General features: G+C 70.1%; 17 protein-coding genes and 1 tRNA gene. 6 read left to right on the forward strand and 12 right to left on the reverse strand.

From position 1 onward, the window contains the following. Positions 1-120 precede the first annotated feature (120 nt). Positions 121-552: a nuclear transport factor 2 family protein gene (locus RI138_RS08165; RefSeq protein ID WP_311119374.1), complete on the forward strand. Its 432-nt coding sequence runs from the start codon at positions 121-123 to the stop codon at positions 550-552. 35 nt (positions 553-587) lie between these two features. On the opposite strand, the gene RI138_RS32370 is transcribed toward RI138_RS08165, so the two are convergent. Together RI138_RS32370 and RI138_RS08175 are read right to left on the reverse strand one after the other, a co-directional pair. Next, on the reverse strand, positions 588-815 hold the full coding sequence (locus RI138_RS32370; protein ID WP_398862593.1) for a hypothetical protein: 228 nt from the start codon (positions 813-815) through the stop codon (positions 588-590). Positions 816-883: 68 nt separating this feature from the next. Next, positions 884-958 (reverse strand) — tRNA-Val (locus RI138_RS08175). A gap of 225 nt (positions 959-1,183) precedes the next feature. Here RI138_RS08175 and RI138_RS08180 point away from each other — a divergent pair. The 3 genes from RI138_RS08180 to RI138_RS08190 all read left to right on the forward strand — a co-directional run bounded on the left by RI138_RS08180 (position 1,184) and on the right by RI138_RS08190 (position 4,024). Next, positions 1,184-1,984 (forward strand): DUF4097 family beta strand repeat-containing protein, encoded by an 801-nt coding sequence (locus tag RI138_RS08180; protein ID WP_311119375.1) that lies wholly within the window; start codon positions 1,184-1,186, stop codon positions 1,982-1,984. Between the two features lie 243 nt (positions 1,985-2,227). Beyond that, positions 2,228-3,541, forward strand: a complete 1,314-nt coding sequence (locus tag RI138_RS08185; RefSeq protein ID WP_311122822.1) for a hypothetical protein — start codon at positions 2,228-2,230, stop codon at positions 3,539-3,541. A gap of 264 nt (positions 3,542-3,805) precedes the next feature. Further along, entirely contained in the window at positions 3,806-4,024 is a 219-nt protein-coding gene (locus RI138_RS08190; RefSeq protein ID WP_311119376.1) for an FmdB family zinc ribbon protein, read from the forward strand. A gap of 128 nt (positions 4,025-4,152) precedes the next feature. On the opposite strand, the gene RI138_RS08195 is transcribed toward RI138_RS08190, so the two are convergent. The 4 genes from RI138_RS08195 to RI138_RS08210 all read right to left on the reverse strand — a co-directional run bounded on the left by RI138_RS08195 (position 4,153) and on the right by RI138_RS08210 (position 9,544). Beyond that, complete coding sequence (locus RI138_RS08195) at positions 4,153-4,812, reverse strand: O-methyltransferase (protein ID WP_096623091.1); 660 nt, start codon at positions 4,810-4,812, stop codon at positions 4,153-4,155. A 100-nt stretch (positions 4,813-4,912) separates the two neighbouring features. Next, a complete protein-coding gene (locus RI138_RS08200) occupies positions 4,913-5,788 on the reverse strand; it encodes an HAD family hydrolase (RefSeq protein WP_311119377.1) in 876 nt (291 codons plus the stop codon). Continuing rightward, complete coding sequence (locus tag RI138_RS08205) at positions 5,785-8,349, reverse strand: phosphoribosyltransferase (protein WP_311119378.1); 2,565 nt, start codon at positions 8,347-8,349, stop codon at positions 5,785-5,787. The genes RI138_RS08200 and RI138_RS08205 overlap by 4 nt, the downstream gene beginning before the upstream one ends. 10 nt (positions 8,350-8,359) lie before the next feature. After that, on the reverse strand, positions 8,360-9,544 hold the full coding sequence (locus tag RI138_RS08210) for an HpcH/HpaI aldolase/citrate lyase family protein (RefSeq protein ID WP_311119379.1): 1,185 nt from the start codon (positions 9,542-9,544) through the stop codon (positions 8,360-8,362). Between the two features lie 220 nt (positions 9,545-9,764). On the opposite strand from RI138_RS08210, the gene RI138_RS08215 reads away from it, so the two are divergent. After that, positions 9,765-10,736: a TerD family protein gene (locus tag RI138_RS08215; RefSeq protein ID WP_311119380.1), complete on the forward strand. Its 972-nt coding sequence runs from the start codon at positions 9,765-9,767 to the stop codon at positions 10,734-10,736. Positions 10,737-10,793: 57 nt separating this feature from the next. Here RI138_RS08215 and RI138_RS08220 read toward each other — a convergent pair whose 3' ends face one another. From RI138_RS08220 to RI138_RS08245, 6 genes are all read right to left on the reverse strand, one after another. Further along, positions 10,794-11,528, reverse strand: a complete 735-nt coding sequence (locus RI138_RS08220; RefSeq protein WP_311119381.1) for a TerD family protein — start codon at positions 11,526-11,528, stop codon at positions 10,794-10,796. A 184-nt stretch (positions 11,529-11,712) separates the two neighbouring features. Then, complete coding sequence (locus RI138_RS08225) at positions 11,713-12,876, reverse strand: DUF475 domain-containing protein (protein WP_096623101.1); 1,164 nt, start codon at positions 12,874-12,876, stop codon at positions 11,713-11,715. A gap of 70 nt (positions 12,877-12,946) precedes the next feature. Next, positions 12,947-13,522: a TerD family protein gene (locus RI138_RS08230; RefSeq protein ID WP_096623103.1), complete on the reverse strand. Its 576-nt coding sequence runs from the start codon at positions 13,520-13,522 to the stop codon at positions 12,947-12,949. Between the two features lie 240 nt (positions 13,523-13,762). Further along, positions 13,763-14,338, reverse strand: a complete 576-nt coding sequence (locus tag RI138_RS08235; RefSeq protein WP_096623105.1) for a TerD family protein — start codon at positions 14,336-14,338, stop codon at positions 13,763-13,765. Positions 14,339-14,475: 137 nt separating this feature from the next. Further along, positions 14,476-14,934, reverse strand: coding sequence for a peroxiredoxin (locus RI138_RS08240; protein WP_311119382.1), 459 nt, complete (start codon positions 14,932-14,934; stop codon positions 14,476-14,478). Between the two features lie 259 nt (positions 14,935-15,193). Next, on the reverse strand, positions 15,194-15,631 hold the full coding sequence (locus tag RI138_RS08245) for a DUF3052 domain-containing protein (protein WP_003969400.1): 438 nt from the start codon (positions 15,629-15,631) through the stop codon (positions 15,194-15,196). Positions 15,632-16,135: 504 nt separating this feature from the next. Between RI138_RS08245 and aceE the strand changes: the two genes are divergently transcribed. Next, the gene (aceE, locus tag RI138_RS08250) at positions 16,136-18,868 is read left to right on the forward strand and encodes a pyruvate dehydrogenase (acetyl-transferring), homodimeric type (protein ID WP_096623109.1); all 2,733 of its coding nucleotides are present in this window, start codon (positions 16,136-16,138) and stop codon (positions 18,866-18,868) included. The last annotated feature ends 70 nt before the right edge of the window (positions 18,869-18,938 follow it).

Here is an 18,938-nt window from a genome sequence, read left to right on the forward strand (position 1 = left end):
GGCCCCGCCGCCCCATTACCTCGGGAGTAATCGACGCGCCGCCCTGCCCCCGGCAGCATCGTCCACACCAACGAGAGAGACACCACCGACAAGAGGCACACCAACAGCAAGGAGGCCCGCATGCCCACCGCATCCCCCGCCGACGCCACCCGGGCGGTCGTCCAGAAGTTCCTCGCCGCCCGACTGGCCGGAGACACCGAGGCGCTCACCGCGCTCTTCGCCGACAAGGTCGACTGGCAACTGGCCGACAACCCGACAGTCCCCTGGATCCGCCCACGCTCCACGCCCGACGAATGTGCGGCCCAGTGCGGGGAGTTGATGGAGCATACGGTCCCCGAGGAGGCCCGAGCCTCCGTCGACACCTTCCTCGTGGACGGCGCCGACGCCGTACTGATGGGGCACCTGTCGGGGACCGTACGCGCGACGGGCAGGTCCTTCGAGGGCCCGTTCGCGCTGCGGCTCACCGTCGAGAACGGCCGGATCACCCGGCACCACCTCTACGAGAACAGCCTGTCGATCGCGGAGGCCGTGAGCGACCGGAAGGCCGGTTGACCACCGGTAGCTTCCGGAAAGTCGGCATGCCCGGATCAGGCGTCGCCCTCGCCCAGGGCCAGACGCAGCCAGCCGAGGGCATCCTGCGACAGAAGCCCGTCAGCGAGCCGGTTCGCGGTCTCGGCGACGAGACGGCCACGGCTGTTACGGCCTTGAGCGTCGGCCTGGCCCCGTCGCACATCGTCGACAACGGGCGGCACGCCTTGATCCTGCACACCTCCACCTACGCCGAACTGTGCGAACAACTCGGCGGCTTCGGCCACTACTTCCCCTTGATAGCAAGGTGGACACCAAAGGCCCCCAACCATGATCAGTTGGGGGCCTTCGTGTCTGGTGGGCGCGGACGGTTTCGAACCGCCGACATCTGCTTTGTAAGAGCAGCGCTCTACCCCTGAGCTACGCACCCGTGGATGAGTCAACAGCGTACATGGACGGGGGGCCCTGCTCATAAACCGATTCGGCGGGACCGGTCGGCGGCGGCTCCGGGCCGCCGGGGACCGGGGGATAACCCCACCCCGGAGACGGTGGCCGCCCGGATCCCGTCGGGGGCTTCCGGTGCATACGGTTTGAGGGAACCGGGCGGGACGTCCGGTGGCACCGTCCGGCCCGACTCACTGGGGGATCGATCACCGTGGACATCGTTTCGAGCGCACCGAACCGAACCCGTCGCGGGGTGCGCGGTCGGGTTCTCGCCCTGGGTGGTGGGGTCGCGCTGCTGGCGCTGGGCATCACCGGGTGCGGGGGGACCAACGTGGATGACGCGCCTGTGGAGCGGAAGACGTTCGCGTTGGAGGGGAAGACCTTGACCATCGACGCCGAGAACAGCTCCGTGGAGCTCGTGCCCGCCGACGTGGAGCAGGTCGAGGTCGAGCGGCAGGTCGACGGATGGGTGATGTTCGGCAGTGGGCCCGATCCTGTGTGGGCTGTGGACGCAGACACCCTGACGTTGCACATGAAGTGCAAGGCCATGATCAACAACTGCGAGGCCCGGCACCGGGTGAAGGTGCCGCGCGGGGTGAGCGTGACGGCGGTGGCGGTCAACGGGAGAGTCAGCGCCACCGGGTTCGACCGGCCGCTGGAGCTGTCCTCCTCCAACGGCGAAGTCCACGTCCGGGACGTGAGCGGGACGCTCAAGCTGCAGAGCGACAACGGGCAGGTGCTGGCGGAACGGATATCCTCCGCCTCCGTCGTCGCCAGGTCGGACAACGGCGAAGTCCGGTTGGACTTCAACACCGTGCCCGATCTCGTGGACACTGTGAGCGACAACGGCGGCATCACCATCGACCTGCCTGCGGGCGGGAAGAAGTACGCCGTCAGCGCCTCCGCCGACAACGGCGACGTCTCGATCGGCGTGCCGCGCAGCGACGACAGCGCTCACGTGGTGAAGGCCCGCAGCGACAATGGTCAAGTCACCGTGCGAAGCGCGAACTAACCGACCCGTGTGTTCGTCCTTACCTGGTGGGAGAATGTACCGGGCAGGGGCGGAACAGCACGGGAGAGGGATGTGACGGCGACGCACACGCGGCCAGAGGCACGAGCGGGTGGGAGTTCCGCCGTCAAGGGTGATCAGCGAGCCCGAGCCCGTGAAAGCCAGGAGGGCCGGGACGCTCACCGTGTCCAAGGGGGCCGCCCCAGGGGCCGTGGTCAAGGGGGTCGTGGCCAAGGAGGGCGGGATCTGCTGGCGCTCGTGCTGCTGCCCGTGCCCCTCCTGCTTGCCGCACTGCCCGCCGCCTTCGCCGGGGGCGGTACGCGCCGGTGGTTCGGCGGGCGTGGTGAGAATCAGCGGGCCGAGGCGCAGGCCGCGAAGGACGCCGCCGCCGAGGCCTTCTACGAGCTCGACAGCGCCCAGCGCGATCTCAGGATCTCCATCGAGACCATCAACGCCGTGGACAGTTCCTCGCGCGGCCGCAAGGCCTCCGAGGACTTCGCCGCGCTGAGCCACCGTATCGACGCGGTCAGCCACGCGTACATCACCGCCGTCGACTCCCATGACCTGGACCGGGACGATCTGGAGCCCTCCATCGCCTCCCGGGCCCGCACCGAGCTCACCCGGGCCAAGGACGACCTCGTCCGGGTCAAGGGCGAGCTGGACCGGTTCGCGCAGGGGCTCGGGCCCCTCCTGGGCACTGCGGAGACCCAGCTCGCCCGGCTCGCCCCCGCCGTGGAGCGGGCCCGGCAGACGCTCCTGGCCGCCAGCAACGCCCTCGATGCCGTACGGGCCGCGGGGCTGCGGGCCGATGAGCTCGCCGCCCGGCTCGCCGCGCTCGCCCCGGAGCTGACCAAGCTGAACCAGGGTGCCGGAAAGCACGGGGTCGCCGAGACACTCCAGCGCGCCGACGTCGTACTGCGCGACGCCGAGGCCGTACGTACCGAAGCCGAGCGGCTGCCCGAGCGGGCCGCCGAGATCGACCGGCGCCTGGTCTCCCTTCGTACCCGCGCCCAGGCCCTCACCACTCGCGCCGGGTCGGTCGAGCCGGTCCTCAGCGAACTACGGCGGCGCTTCTCCGCCGCCTGCTGGCAGGACCTCCAGCCCATCCCGGAGCAGGCCGCCGTCAACGTACGACAGGCCGAGGACAAGCTCGCCGAGGCAGCCAAGGCGCGCGATGAGCAGCGCTGGGCGGACGCCACCTCGCGGCTCTCCACCGTCCGGGCCCTCCTCAACTCCGTCGACGAGGCGGTCTCCGCCGCCGGAGACCGGTTGCAGCGGCTCGATGCCGTGGCGAAGGACCCGCAGCAGGAGATCGAACGGACCCGGTTCGCGGTCCGGGACGCCCAGCGCCTCGCCATGGCCGGGCGGCACACCCCCGACCCCCGGCACGCGCGGCCGCTCGACGACTCCGTGGCCCGGCTGGAGCGCGCCATCACCGGCCTGGAAGGGCGTCACCCCGATTACTGGCACTTCCTGACCGAGACCGAAGCCGTCCGACGGACCGCCGCCCGCGTCGTCTCCGACATCCGCGAAGAGCGCGGCAGCGGCGCCGGGGCGTAGCTGCGTACGGCGGAGCTGCGTACGGCGGAGCTGCGTGCCGTGCGTTGCAGGGCTGTCCGGTGCCGTACCTTGCCGTGCCCGGCTCGCGATACGGTGCGAGGTCCTCGGGCGCCGTGTCGGGCCGTGCCGGGCTCGCGACGCGGTGCCTGCTCGCGCCGTGGCGTACGTCGCGGTGCGCTGCACTTCCCGCCTTGCCCACCGCCCGCCCGAGGCCACTAGCGCCCGTCGTAGCCGTGCGGGCGCGGATGGCTCTAGCCTTGGCCCATGCCTCGCTATGAATTCCGCTGCCGCACCTGCGGCGACACGTTCGAAGTCAGCCGCCCCATGGCCCAGTCCTCGGACCCCGCATCCTGTCCCCTCGGCCACGACGACACCGTCAAGCTGCTGTCCGCCGTGGCCGTGGGCGGTGCCGCCGGGTCCGCGCCCGACTCGTCCGGCGGCGGAGGGGGCGGGGGCTGCTGCGGCGGTGGGTGCTGCGGCTGAACCGCAGCCCGCCCCACCCAAGGCTTACCCCGCCGCCACCCGCACCCCGCACCCCGCACCCCGCACCCCAACTGTGCCGGACCTGAGCCGGGTCTGCGCCGGACCTGAGCCGGACGGCCTGGTGAGCGCTACTTCTTACGGGAAAGTGTCAGGCCGTCCGCGACCGTCAGCAGCACGCTGTCCATCCGGTCGTCCGCGCTCACGTGGTCGTTGAACTCCTTGATCGCCGCTGTCGGGCCCGTCGCCTCCGGGTCCGTCACGCCGCCGTGGAAGAGCACGTTGTCCGTGGCGATGACCCCGCCCTGCCGCATCCGGGGCACCAGCTCCTCCCAGTACGCGATGTAGCCGCCCTTGTCCGCGTCCAGGTAGGCGAAGTCGATGTGCGGCTCGGCGGGCATCGCGCGCAGCGTGTCCAGGGCCGGGGCGATCCGCAGGTCGATCCGGTCCGCGACGCCCGCCTTCTCCCAGGCCTCCCGGCCGTACGCCGTCCACTCCTCCGAGATGTCGCAGGCGATCAGCCTGCCGTCGGCGGGCAGCGCCTGGGCCATCGCCAGTGCGCTGAAGCCGGTGAACGTCCCGACCTCCACCACATGCCGGGCGCCCACCAGCCGGACGAGGAACGCCAGCAGCGGGGCCTGCTCCTCGGCCGACACCATGCCCGCGTGGTCGGGGAACCGGGCGTACGTGGTGTCCACCAGCTCCCGCTGGACCGGGTCCAGCGGCGGGTTGTGGGCCAGCATGTACGCGTACAGCTCGTCCGTGATCGTGGTCTCGTTGCCCTTGGTCATCCGGGTGCGCTTCCCTCTGTCGTGTCGTCCGTGAAGAAGAGCTGTCGGGGCTCCGCGCCCGTCCGCCGCTCTCCGCCCCAGCCTCGCGCAACCAGCGCCCTTACGCAGAGGAAGCGGAGGAATCAGAGGAAGCGGCAGACGCGGCGGACGCGGCGGAAGATGCCGTCAGGAAGCGGCGGAGGATCTCCTCCCCTGCTGCCCCTCCCCTCTCCTCCAGTGCCTCGACGTGCGGGGCCCGCCAGCCCTCGTCCGCGAGTTCACCGTGGCCGGGGCGCCAGCCCAGGTCGGCGGCGAGCAGCAGGTCGGCGTCGAGGAGCGAGTCCCCGGCGGCGAGCGTGCGGGTGGCGCCGGAGCGGCGGGCCACCTCGTGCATCGCGGCGCTCTTGGTGAGCGGGGCCGGGACCGCGTAGATCTTGCGGCCCTGGAGGGAGACCGTCCAGCCTCGGGGCCGCGCCCAGGCCGCCAGCTCCTTAACCCACTCCTCAGGGAGGAGGGAGCGCTCGACGACGAGGTACGCGAAGAGGTTCTCGGCCACGCGGTCCTTGAGGAGCCAGGCCGGGTCGGCGGTCGTGGCGAGGTGGGCCCGGATCTCGGTGAGGGGGGCGCACTCGTCGGCGATGCGGGTCTCCACCCGCGCCTGCCAGTCCGGGTCGGAGACCCCGTCGACGAGGATGTGGCCACCGTTGGCGCAGATCGCGTACCGGGGGGCGGGGCCGGGGAGGTGGATGCGGTGGTACTGCTCGCGGGTCCGGGTGGTGGTCGGGACGAAGAGCGTCGAGGTCGCCACCTCGGTGAGCAGTGCGGCCGCCGTCTCCGTCATGTACGAGAGGGGCTTGTGGCCGTACACCTCCACGCACAGGAGCCGGGGGGCCTCCGCGTCCGGCATCGACAGGTCGAGTGAGGCCGCCGAGTAGATGAGCGTACGGTCGAGGTCGCTCGCCACCAGGGTGACCGGTGAAGTCTCGCTCACGCTCATGCGCCCTGCACCGCCTTGCCGTCCGCGCCCGTCGCACCGCGCGTGAACCGGGGGTGGATCAGACCGACACAGCTGTACGGGAGGTCGTCGACCTCCTCGACCGGGACGCCCCGCTGCTCGGCCAGCAGCCGGATGTGCTCCAGGTCCGTGCCTGCTCCACGCTTCGCGAGGATCTTCCAGGGGACCCGGCGCAGCAGCACCCGGGTGGTCTCGCCGACGCCGGGCTTGACCAGGTTCACGTCGTGGATGCCGTACTCCTCGCTGATCCGCTCGACGGCCGCCCAGCCCTCCCAGGTCGGGGCGCGGTCGGCGGCGAGCAGCTCCTTCGCCTCGGCGTCGACCTGGTCCGCCACCTCGTCGAAGCGCGCGGCCACCGCCGCCAGGAAGTCGCCGGAGACATCGGCCCCCGCCAGCTCGCGGTAGAACTTCGCGCCGTGGAAGTCGTCGGGGCCGACCAGGTCGGCGCGGAGCACCGTACGGGAGATGAGGCCGGAGACGGTGGAGTTGAGGCAGGCGGAAGGGATCAGGTAGTCCTCGCGGGTGCCGTACGTGCGGACGCAGCCGCCCGGGTCGGCGAGCACCGCGATCTCCGGGTCGAAGCCGGCGCGGCCGCCAGGACCCGTGGAGCCCTCAGCCCTCTCCTGCGCCTCGAACTCACTTATGGCCGCTGCCAGTTCGCGGGTGATCGCACCCTTCCCCGTCCAGCCGTCGACGAACACCACGTCGGCCGGGTCGTGGTGGGCGGCGAGCCAGCGCAGGGCGTTGGCGTCGATGCCCCGGCCCCGGACGATGGAGATGGCGTAGTGCGGGAGGTCCAGCCCGTGCCGGTGGCGGGCCCAGTGGCGCATCAGCACCCCGACGGGCGTTCCGGCGCGGGCGAGCGAGACGAGGACCGGGCGCGGGCCGCGTTCGGCGAGGACCGTCTCGGTGACGGTGCCCACCGCGCGGGCGATGCGGGCGGCGGAGGCGCCCAGGGCGGCCGTGAACAGGGCCTGGTACTCGGGGCTCGGCTGGTACTCGACGGGCAGCGACTCCGCGTAGTGCGCGCCGCCGCTCTGGATCGCCTCCTCGCGCTCCTCGGTGGGCGCCTCCAGCTCGGTGTCCGAGAGGTCCTGGAGGAGCCAGCCGACGTCCTCCGGTGCGTAACTGGAGAAGTCGGGGCCTCGGAGGGGCTCGGGCAGCACGGGGGGCTCCTGCCGGTGGGGAACGGGTGCGGGGGCGGGGGTGTACGAGGGGATGACCGCGAGGAGTACGTGGCCGGTGTGCTCGGCGAGGCGGGCCAGCAGGCCGTCGGGGGCGTGTAGTTCGGGGGTGTCGGCGGCGGAGTCGACGACGGCGACCACCGCGTCGAAGCCCGCGCCCGCCACGTTGTACGCGTAGCGGTCGCCGGGTCCGTCAGCCGGGTCGTCGTGGGCCGGGAAGACCAGGCGGGTGCGTATCGCGTAGCCGGGGTCGTCGACGGCGAGGACCGGGGAGCGGGTGGTGGTGGAGTAGCGGACCTCGGTGTCGGCCGCGTCGGCTCCCAGCACCTCTTCCAGTGCGGTGCCCAGGCGCAGCGGCGCGTACATCAGCTCCTCGAAGCCGAGGACGAGGACCCGGCGGACGTCGCTTCCCAGGGCACCCGCAATCCGCTCCGCCAGAACCGGGAGCGCCGATTCGAGGGCCGCCCGGTGGACCGGGGTGAAGCCGTGCCGGCCGCCGTCGGGGACGCCTGCGGGCCAGCCGAGATCGACGCGGGTGACGGGAGCGGGGACCTGTGCGGAGGGCGGCGGGGAGACGGGGGCCTCCGCCTCCTGCGCCGCCACCAGGGCCTGTCCGTGTTCCAGTACGCCGTCCGGCAGGGCGACCGTGCCGCTGCTGCGGGCCACCAGGTCCACCCGGGCCCCGATCTCGGCGGCGAAGGCCGTCAGCCGGTCGCGGTCCTCCGGTGAGCGCATGTCGACCAGGGCGACGATCACGTACCGTTCGCGCGGGTGCAGGTCGTGCAGGGTGCGGATGGTGTTCAGGACCGTGTTGCCGGTGGAGAACTCGTCGTCGACCAGGACCAGAACGGAAGCACCTGCCTCCGCACCGGCATCCGGGCGCCCCGCCAGCAGCTCCCGGTCCTCCGGCAGCAGCAGGTGCGAGGTGGCGTGCGAGTGGGACTCCTCGAAGCCGCCCGCCTGCTCGACGCCCGGCACCGGGCGCCGGGTGGAGTGGAGGTACGGGGCGTCCCGCAGGCCGTCCGCGACGGCGTGGCCGAGGCCGGTGGCCGTCTCCGCGTACCCGAGGACGACCGCGCGGCGGGCCTCCTCCGCGCCGAGCAGCTCCCGCACCCGCTCGCCGAGCGCGAAGCCTTCTCCGTACACGACGGAGGGGCGCTGGGGCACGTGCTTGCCCAGCACGTTCGACACGAGCAGATGTGCCCGCTTGGGGTTACGGCGCAGGGCGAGGCCCAGCAGTTCCCGGAGCTCCCCGTCGCCTTCCAGGGCGACTCCCAGCCGCTCCGCCACCCAGCTGCCCGACCACACCACGTCCACGGTCTCTTCTCTGGTCTCTTGTCCCGCCGCGCGCTCGCTCATCGATACGCGCTCAGTTCGTCAGGCCTGCGGCCAGCAGGTCCACGAAGCCGACGTCTTCCCTGGCCACCCCGAAGACCTCGGCCCGCTGGAGCGTGCGCTCGGCCCAGGCCCGGTGGGGCTTCACTTCGTTCATCTTGTTCGTATACGCGGAGCGCAGCACGCCGCCGCCGCCGCGCTCGGGCCGCAGGATGTCCTGGGCGTCCGTGAACTCCTCGTGGCTGACCACGGACAGCGCGTGCACGGGCGCCACGTGGGAGGGGTGGATGCAGGTCTTGCCGAGCAGGCCGTTGGCACGGTCGAGCTCGATCTCCCGCAGCAGGCCGTCCAGGTCGTGCTCGATGAGTGCCGTACGCAGCTCCTCGGCCCGGCCCTCCAGGAAGGGGCTGCGGCGCAGCTGGGGCTTGAACATGCGTTCCTGGCGCCGGAAGTACTCCCAGACAGGGCCGGTGATCGTGAAGCCGGTGCCGTCGGCGCGGCCCAGCACGTTGACCACGTCGGCGATCACGGAGCCGACGATCTGGACGTCGTACGCCGTCATGTCGGGTGATCGGCGTAGTCCGTAGGCCGAGCAGAAGTCCGTGACGCCGAGCCGCAGGGCGAGCACCCGGTCCCGGTACTTGTCGACGCTGCGGGCGATGCCCTGGAGGATCTCGGCGCGGGTCTCCAGGTGGAGCAGCTCGGGCGATTCGAGGACCGGCATGGCGAAGAGCCGCTGTCCGCAGGCGGTCTCTGCCTCGGCGAGAGCCTCCAGGAACAGGGCTCCACGCTCTTCGGTGAATTTGGGAAGTACGAAACCGGACAACATCCGGACCGCGTCGCCGAGGCGCTCCACGAGGTCGGTGATCTGCGCCGGTTCGCGGACCCGGATGAAGAGCAGCGGCACGTCGGGGGCGGTGGGGCCCGGGGACTCGGACCGGGCGGCGAGGGCGGCGAACTGCCTGATCAGATTGGCCTCGGCGGCGACCACCTCGGCGTCGTCGATCGAATCCTCCAGGCAGAGCACCATGGAGACGACGCCGCGCCCGGCCTGCTTCAGCACGTCGTCGGCCAGGGCCGGGCGGGTGGCCGGGGAGTAGAGCGTGGCCCCCAGGGCGACCGAGAGCAGCCGCGCCGGGGAGCGCGCGCTGAAGTCGCAGGGCTCCCGGAAGAACAGACCCTCCCGGGTCGCGGGCGCTATATGCCCGAAGTGACGCATGAGTTTCCCCCGAACTGCCTGACCGGCCGGACAACGTATGGCCGGTAATAGTACGTACGGACGGGTGTCAACAGTTCCGCAAGGACATGAATTTCCGGTTACCCGGCAGTCACCCGCCCTCCTCCCGCGGTACCGTCCCGCCCCGCCGGCGCGGTCTCCGGGCACAGACGTGCCGCCCCCGCGTTGTCCACACAAGCCCCCAGCAGGCAGGATGACGGTCATGACGCACACGATGCTGAAGGGCTCGAACGTCCCCGTCGATGCCGCGGCCGTACGGGCCGTGCTGCGCTGGACCCCGGGCGCCGGGGTTCCCGACGTGGACGCCTCCGCCCTGCTCCTCGGTGCGTCCGGCCGGGTGCGGTCCGACGAGGACTTCGTCTTCTACAACCAGCCCCGGCACCCCTCCGGCCTGGTCCGGCGGCTGCCGAAGCGCAGTGTGCCGGAAGGGCTGACGGACACGATCGAGGCGGATCTCGGCGCGCTCGACGCCTCCGTGGACCAGGTGGTCATCGCTGCCTCCTCGGACGGCGCCGCCTTTGAGCAGGTTCCCGACCTGCGGATACTTCTCTTCGATGCCGCGTCCGCCGGGGGCGAGCCGCTGGCCGTGTTCGACGTGCGGCCGGAGACCGGCGAAGAGACCGCGATCATCTGCGGCGAGCTGTACCGGCGCGGTGAGGGATGGAAGTTCCGTGCGGTCGGCCAGGGCTATCCCACCGGGCTGATCGGACTGGCCACCGCCTTCGGGATCTCGGTCGACGATTCGGAGGCCGGCGGGGAGGACGAGAGCGCGGCCGCCGCGCAGGCGGGGGCCCAGCCCTCCGCCGTCCGGCCCGAGGCCCCGCAGCCTCAGCCGCAGGTCTCGCAGCCCCGGTCTGGGGCGCAGTCCGCTCAGCCTGCCCCGGCGGCCGTGCCCCCGGCACCGCCCGTGCCCCCGCGGCCCGCTCCGATGCCCGCGGCCACCGGGGCCGGTGGTCCGGACTCCCAGGCCACGGTCCTGCATCAGCAGCCCTCCTACGGCTACCCGCCTGCCGCCGCACCTCCCGCGGCGGCCCACCAGCCTGCGTACGGCTACCCTCAGCCCGCCGCCGCGCCGCCCGCGTACGGCTATCCCCAGCCCGCGGCGGCCGCCGCGCACGCACCCGACCCGCATTTCGTGCTGCCCCCCCAAGGTCCGCAGTTCATCCGGGCCTGACGATCCGGGCGCCCGGGCCGCGAAGCCCGCGTCCGGCGGCTCAGGTGCGGGAGCGGCTCAGGTACGGGACTTGTAGCCGCGGCCCCACTGCATGCCGTAGCCGTACAGCCGGTCCAGCTCCGACTGGAATCCGTAGACGAACTTCACCTCGCGGCGCACGATCAGCTCGCCCTTGGTGTTGTCGACGGTGAACACCGCGCAGGATCGGGCCTGCGGTGCGCGCTCGTCCAGGTCGATCTCGATGCGCGGCCCGTGCCCCGGGTACAGCGTGATCTTCGCGTGGGTACGGTCGAAGGCGGGCGTCTGGTCGTAGATGTAGACGAAGAACAGCAGCCGCTTGATCTGTTCGCGCTGATCGAGGTTGACGTAGACCGTCTCCCCCGAAGGCGCGCCGAACCGGTCGTCGCCGCTGAGCCGGATGTACGGCGGGGCGTTGAGGTCGCCGATCAGGCCGCCCAGCGGCTGCACGACCCCCCTGGTGCCGTCCGTCAGCTCGTACATGCAGCCGAGGTCCAGGTCGACGTCGACGACGCCCTGGGTGTGCGCCTGGACCACCTCGGGCTGGAAGAGCTTGAGGGGGCGGCGCAGCCGGCCGCTCTGTCGGGAGCGGCCCTCGATGTCCGAGGTCCGCATCCGCCAGGAGAGGTTGACCCGGAGATTGCCCGACAGGGCGCCCTGTTCGGTGAGCGAGATGGTCGCGTTCCGCTTGGTCAGCTCGATGGCGCTCGACGTGGCATTGCCCGAGTCGAACTGTGCCGCGCGCAGCGGTCGCAAGCCGTCGAAGAATCCCATTCCAACCCCCACCTGTTGGCGCGCCTGTCGGCGTGCTCGTTCTCGCGCCTGCTCTCGCGCCCGCACGCATGGCAGCACCCGGACATCGCTGCGGGGCGGCCACCCGGGCCGGGTCCGGGAGATCCCGGAGAGCCGTCGCCGTGTGGCCGCCCCGCAGAGAGAGCGTTCCTCAATCCCTACCGGGTCACACCCCGGAGGTGACTTCGGCCTTGGCGCCGGAGCTGGGGCCGTCGCTCCCGCCACCCCCGTCGGCAGCCGCGAGCGCCCTGTTGCGACGCAGGGAGGACCAGAAGGACAGCCCGATCAGGACGACGCCGACCAGACCGGTGATGATCTCGCTGATCTCGTACTGGATGGTGATCAGCAGGATGACCGACAGGGCACCGATCGCGTAGTGCGCGCCGTGCTCCAGGTAGACGTAGTCGTCCAGCGTGCCCTCGCGCACCAGGTAGACGGTGAGCGAACGGACGTACATGGCGCCGATGCCGAGGCCGAGGGCCATGAGCACGATCTCGTTGGTGATCGCGAAGGCGCCGATGACGCCGTCGAAGGAGAACGAGGCGTCCAGGACTTCCAGGTAGAGGAAGAGGAAGAACGCGGCCTTTCCGGCGAGGGCGACCCCGGTGACGGGCTTGCCCTTCCTCTTGGCCTCTTCCTCGGCCTCGTGCTCACGCTCCTCCTCCTCTTCGAGCTTGTTCTCGAAGAATCCGGAGAGCCCGCCGACGACGAGGTAGGTGATCAGACCGGCGATGCCGGAGAGCATGACGGTCGACGCCTTGTCCACGTGCCCGCCACCGTGCTGGTGGGCGTTGGTCGCGAAGGTCATGGCGGTGATCAGCAGGATGATCAGCGCGACGCAGACCGACAGCATGTCGACCTTGCCGAGCTTGGCGAGCGGACGCTCGATCCAGCGCAGCCAGTGGATGTCCCGGTCCTCGTCGAAGATGAAGTCGAGGAAGATCATCAGCAGGAACATGCCACCGAAGGCGGCGATCGACGGATGGGCGTCCGTGACCAGTTCCTTGTATCTGTCCGGGTCGTTGAAGGACAGGTCGATGGCCTCGATCGGACCGAGCTGGGCACTCACGGCCACGATCACGACGGGGAACACCAGCCGCATACCGAAGACGGCGATGAGAATGCCGATGGTGAGGAAGATCTTCTGCCAGAAGGCATTCATCTTCTTCAGGATTCCGGCGTTGATCACCGCGTTGTCGAAGGACAGCGAGATCTCCAGGATCGACAGGATCGCGACGATACCGAAGGCCTGCCACCCCCCGTAGAAAAACGCCGCAACCAGGCCGAGCGCGGTGACCGCGAACGACCAGCCGAAGGTTTTCAGAACCACTGCCTACCCCATCGTGTTGTGTAAGGGTCTCCCCTGGTGTCTTTCGGGGGCTCCCCCGCGCCGTGCGCGGCTATGAAACGTTGACGCCGAAGTCTAGAGCGATGCCGCGGAGCCCCGACGCGTACCCCTGACCGACCGCACGGAATTTCCACTCGCCGTTGTACCGGTAGAGCTCGCCGAAGATCATCGCGGTCTCCGTCGAGGCGTCCTCGCTCAGGTCGTAGCGGGCCAGCTCCTGGCCGTCGGCCTGGTTGACCACCCGGATGAAGGCGTTGCTGACCTGGCCGAACGCCTGCCCCCGGTTCTCCGCCTCGTGGATCGAGACCGGGAAGACGATCTTGTCGCAGTGGGCGGGCACCTGGTCGAGGCGGACGATGACGGACTCGTCGTCGCCGTCACCCTCACCCGTGAGGTTGTCGCCGGTGTGCTCGACGGAGCCGTCGGGGCTCGTGAGGTTGTTGTAGAAGACGAACCACTCGTCACCGAGCACCCGGCCCGACTGGCACAGCAGTGCGCTGGCGTCGAGGTCGAAGTCCGCTCCGGTGGTGGAGCGTGCGTCCCAGCCGAGCCCGACCAGCACCTGTGTGAGGTTGGGTGCGACCTTGGAGAGGGAGACATTGCCTCCCTTGGCGAGCGTGACGCCCATGTGTGTCCTCCCCTAGTCGTGTGAACGCTGCCAGGGGGCTCCCCGGACACGGTCCGCCGGACACCCCCCGAGCGCGTCCGGCGCCGCATGTGCATGCGGCGCCGGACACGGTGGTGCGGGAGCGCTGTGCGCGCTCCGTACTTCTGCTGCTGCGAGCCTCAGAGCTTCTACTGCTGCTCAGAGCCTCAGAGCTTCTGCTGCTTCTGCGAGCTCCAGAGCTTCTGCTGCTGCTTCAGAGCCTCAGACGTTGACGCCGAAGTCCTGCGCGATGCCGCGCAGACCCGAGGCGTAGCCCTGCCCGATGGCACGGAACTTCCACTCGGCGCCGTTGCGGTAGAGCTCGCCGAAGACCATCGCGGTCTCCGTCGAGGCGTCCTCGCTCAGGTCGTAGCGGGCCAGCTCGGTGTTGTCGGCCTGGTTGACCACGCGGATGTACGCGTTGCGGACCTGACCGAAGCTCTGCTGGCGGGTCTCGGCCTCGTAGATCGAGACCGGGAAGACGATCTTGTCGACGTCGGCGGGGACACCGGCGAGGTTCACCTTGATGACCTCGTCGTCGCCCTCGCCCTCACCGGTGAGGTTGTCACCGGTGTGCTCGACGGAGCCGTCGGGGCTCTTCAGGTTGTTGAAGAAGACGAAATTGCCGTCCGCCGCGACCTTGCCCTCGGCGTTCGCCAGCAGCGCGCTGGCGTCGAGGTCGAAGTCTCCGCCGGTGGTGGTGCGGGCGTCCCAGCCCAGACCGACGATCACCGCGGTCAGGTTGGGCGCGGCCTTGGTCAGCGAGACGTTGCCGCCCTTGCTGAGGCTGACTCCCACGAGTCCTCCAGTAGTTTTCTCAGGGGCCGGCAGACACCAGCGTCCCCGTCGTTCGTTGGCATCGGATCAACGATTGGATCCTAGTGACCGGTTCCCGGCCGAAACAGCTTATGGCCGGGCGCCGCCAGGAGATCGTCTCAGAGCGCTTCGAGCGCCTTGACGTAGTCCTTCAGGTCGCGTGCGTCCGGGAGGCCGTTGACGACGCTCCAGCGGACGACGCCCGCCTTGTCGATGACGAAGGTGCCGCGCACCGCGCAGCCCTTGCCCTCGTCGAAGACACCGTAGGCCCGCGAGGCCTCGCCGTGCGGCCAGAAGTCGGACAGCAGCGGGTACTCCAGGCCCTCCTGCTCGGCGAAGACGCGCAGGGTGTGGATGGAGTCGTTGGAGACGGCGAGCAGCTGGGTGTCGTCGTTCTCGAAGCGCGGCAGCTCGTCGCGGAGCTCGCACAGCTCGCCCGTGCAGACGCCGGTGAAGGCGAACGGGTAGAACACCAGCACCACGTTCTTCTCACCGCGGAACTCCGAGAGCCGCACGGTCCGGCCGTGGTTGTCCTTGAGTTCAAAGTCCGGGGCCTCGGTGCCGACCTCGATCGCCATGGAAACACGCATCCCTTCGCCGCTTCTCCGCGTCCCGGGCGGGGGCCGTCCGGGTGACACCCACCCTACGCAGAGCCGCGGGCCGGTCTCCAAGCACCCGTGGCCTCCGCCCGCCGACCCGGGCCGCGGGCAATCCGAAGGCCCGGGGCCGCCGAAGACCCGGGGCATACGAAGGCTTCCATGGCCACAGGCGTACGAAGGCCCCCACGAGCACAGTGTTGTGCGCCCGTGGGGGCCCCGGGGTGGTGCAGAGAGTGGTTCAGCGCTTGGCCTTGGCCCCCTTGGGGGTGACCAGACGGCTGCCCGTCCAGTCCTTGCCCGCGCTGATGCTCTTGGTCTGGGCGAGACCGGCTGTCTGGGCAGCCTCATTGATGTCGCTCGGTTCGACGTATCCGTCACGGCCGGTCTTCGGCGTCATCAGCCAGACCGTACCGCCGTCCTCGATCAGACCAATGGCATCCACCAGCGCGTCCGTAAGGTCGCCGTCCTCGTCACGGAACCAGAGCAGGACGACGTCTGCGACGTCGTCGTACTCCTCGTCGACGAGTTCCTGGCCGGTAGTGGCCTCAATGCCCTCACGGAGCTCCAGCTCGACGTCGTCGTCGTAGCCGATCTCCTGGACCACCTGTCCGGGCTCGAACCCCAGGCGTGCTGCCGGGTTGGTCCGCTCCTCCGCGTGGTCCGCGGTCGCGCTCACGGGTTGCCTCCTGATCATGTCTTCGGAAAATGCTGCCCACGCGCGTGCGCGGGGCGTAGGCCGTAGTCCACACGGGCCCGGCGAATCGCGCAAGTACCCAGCGTGCGAGACCGCCGAAACGGTGACGTTCCCTGCCACGTCACCGCAAACTCCGGCATGTCTCTCCGGCGGCTCCCCCGGGTCGCCCCTGGGTCGCTCCATCCGTTTACGTCCTTCCTCAGCTTATGCCGTTTCGATCCGCCAATCGGAGTCGAACAGCCTTTGGGAACGCTTGGACGCCTTGGGCGTAAGGTTGCGGTTTGCCCGTACCCAGCCGCGTACTGCCCATACTCGTGCCCCGCGGACGAGTTTTCGCAACCCTCGGGGTTACCCAACGGTAGAGATGACGTTTGGACCCTCGCGGTAGCACGATGGAGGCGGCGCGCACAGAGTTGACAGAGCTGTCCGGGGTTACATTCCCCGTAACAGGCCCCGTAGAGCACCACCGAACAGCGAAGGAACAGTGTGGCTTCCGGATCCGATCGCAACCCGATCATCATTGGCGGCCTTCCGAGCCAGGTCCCGGACTTTGATCCCGAGGAGACCCGGGAATGGCTCGACTCCCTCGACGCCGCCGTCGACGAGCGCGGCCGTGAGCGGGCCCGCTATCTGATGCTCCGGCTCATCGAGCGCGCGCGGGAGAAGCGCGTCGCGGTGCCCGAGATGCGCAGCACGGACTACGTGAACACGATCGCCACGAAGGACGAGCCGTTCTTCCCCGGCGACGAGGAGATCGAGCGCAAGGTCCTCAACGCGACCCGCTGGAACGCCGCCGTGATGGTCTCGCGGGCGCAGCGCCCCGGGATCGGCGTCGGCGGCCACATCGCCACCTTCGCGTCCTCCGCCTCGCTGTACGACGTGGGCTTCAACCACTTCTTCCGGGGCAAGGACGAGGGCGACGGCGGCGACCAGATCTTCTTCCAGGGGCACGCATCCCCGGGGATCTACGCCCGCGCGTTCCTGCTGGACCGGCTGAGCGAGGCCCAGCTCGACGCGTTCCGCCAGGAGAAGTCGAAGGCCCCCAACGGCCTGTCCAGCTACCCGCACCCGCGGCTGATGCCGGACTTCTGGGAGTTCCCGACCGTCTCGATGGGTCTCGGCCCGCTCGGCGCGATCTACCAGGCGCGGATGAACCGCTACATGGAGGCGCGCGGCATCGCCGACACCTCCAAGTCGCATGTGTGGGCCTATCTCGGCGACGGTGAGATGGACGAGCCGGAGTCGCTGGGCCAGCTGTCCATCGCCGCCCGTGAGGGCCTGGACAACCTGACCTTCGTGGTCAACTGCAACCTCCAGCGGCTGGACGGCCCGGTACGCGGCAACGGCAAGATCATCCAGGAGCTGGAGTCGCAGTTCCGGGGTGCCGGCTGGAACGTCATCAAGCTGGTCTGGGACCGCTCCTGGGACCCGCTGCTGGCGCAGGACCGCACGGGCATCCTGGTCAACAAGCTCAACACCACGCCGGACGGCCAGTTCCAGACGTACGCCACGGAGACCGGCGCGTACATCCGTGACCACTTCTTCGGCGACGACCCGCGGCTGCGGGACATGGTCAAGGACATGACCGACCAGCAGATCCTGCACCTGGGCCGCGGCGGTCACGACCACCGCAAGGTCTACGCGGCCTACGCGGCGGCCAAGGCGCACAAGGGCCAGCCGACGGTGATCCTCGCCCAGACGGTCAAGGGCTGGACGCTGGGGCCGAACTTCGAGGGCCGCAACGCGACCCACCAGATGAAGAAGCTCACGGTCGAGGACCTCAAGCGGTTCCGCGACCGGCTGCACATCCCGATCACCGACAAGCAGCTGGACGAGGGCTACCCGCCCTACTACCACCCGGGCCGTGACTCGGAGGAGATCCAGTACATGCACGACCGCCGCCAGAGTCTGGGCGGTTACGTCCCGACCCGGGTCGTGCGGGCGAAGCCGCTGCCGCAGCCCGTGGAGAAGACGTACGCGGCCGCGAAGAAGGGCTCGGGTTCGCAGTCGATCGCCACCACCATGGCGTTCGTCCGCATCCTGAAGGACCTCATGCGGGACAAGGAGATCGGCAAGCGTTTCGTGCTGATCGCGCCCGATGAGTACCGCACCTTCGGCATGGACGCGTTCTTCCCGAGCGCGAAGATCTACAACCCGCTCGGCCAGCAGTACGAGGCGGTCGACCGGGAGCTGCTGCTCGCGTACAAGGAGTCCCCGACCGGGCAGATGCTGCACGACGGCATCTCCGAGGCAGGCTGCACGGCCTCGCTGATCGCGGCCGGGTCGGCGTACGCCACGCACGGCGAGCCGCTGATCCCGGTGTACGTCTTCTACTCGATGTTCGGGTTCCAGCGCACCGGTGACCAGTTCTGGCAGATGGCCGACCAGCTCTCGCGCGGTTTCGTGCTGGGCGCGACCGCCGGGCGTACGACGCTGACCGGTGAGGGTCTCCAGCACGCGGACGGCCACTCGCAGCTGCTCGCCTCGACGAACCCGGGCTGCGTCGCGTACGACCCGGCCTTCGGGTACGAGATCGCGCACATCATGCAGGACGGGCTGCGCCGGATGTACGGCGAGGCCAACGAGGACGTCTTCTACTACCTCACCGTCTACAACGAGCCGATCCAGCACCCGGCCGAGCCCGAGAACGTGGACGTGGACGGCATCCTCAAGGGTGTCTACCGCTTCAAGCAGGGCGAGGCGGGCGAGATCCCGGCGCAGATCCTGGCGTCCGGCGTGGCGGTCCCGTGGGCCGTCGAGGCGCAGAAGATCCTCGCCGAGGAGTGGAACGTCAAGGCGGACGTCTGGTCGGCGACCTCCTGGAACGAGCTGCGCCGCGAGGCCGTGGACGTCGAGCGCTACAACCTCCTGCATCCGGAGGAGGAGCAGCGCGTCCCGTATGTGACCAAGAAGCTCGAAGGGGCCCAGGGCCCGTTCGTCGCGGTCTCGGACTGGATGCGTTCGGTGCCGGACCAGATCGCGCGCTGGGTGCCGGGGGCGTACCAGTCACTGGGCGCCGACGGCTTCGGCTTCGCGGACACCCGTGGCGCGGCCCGCCGGTTCTTCCACATCGACGCGCAGTCGATCGTGCTGGCGGTGCTCACGGAGCTGGCCAAGGAGGGCAAGATCGACCGGTCGGCCCTGAAGACGGCGGTGGACCGCTACGAGCTCCTGGATGTGGCCGCGGCCGATCCGGGCGCGGCGGGCGGCGACGCGTAGCCGCGGGCTTCCGTACGGATCCGAGGGGCGGTGACGCGTGTGCGTCGCCGTCCCTCGGCGTGTCCGGGGG

The organism is Streptomyces durocortorensis, from assembly GCF_031760065.1.
In the GTDB taxonomy this organism is placed as follows: domain Bacteria; phylum Actinomycetota; class Actinomycetes; order Streptomycetales; family Streptomycetaceae; genus Streptomyces.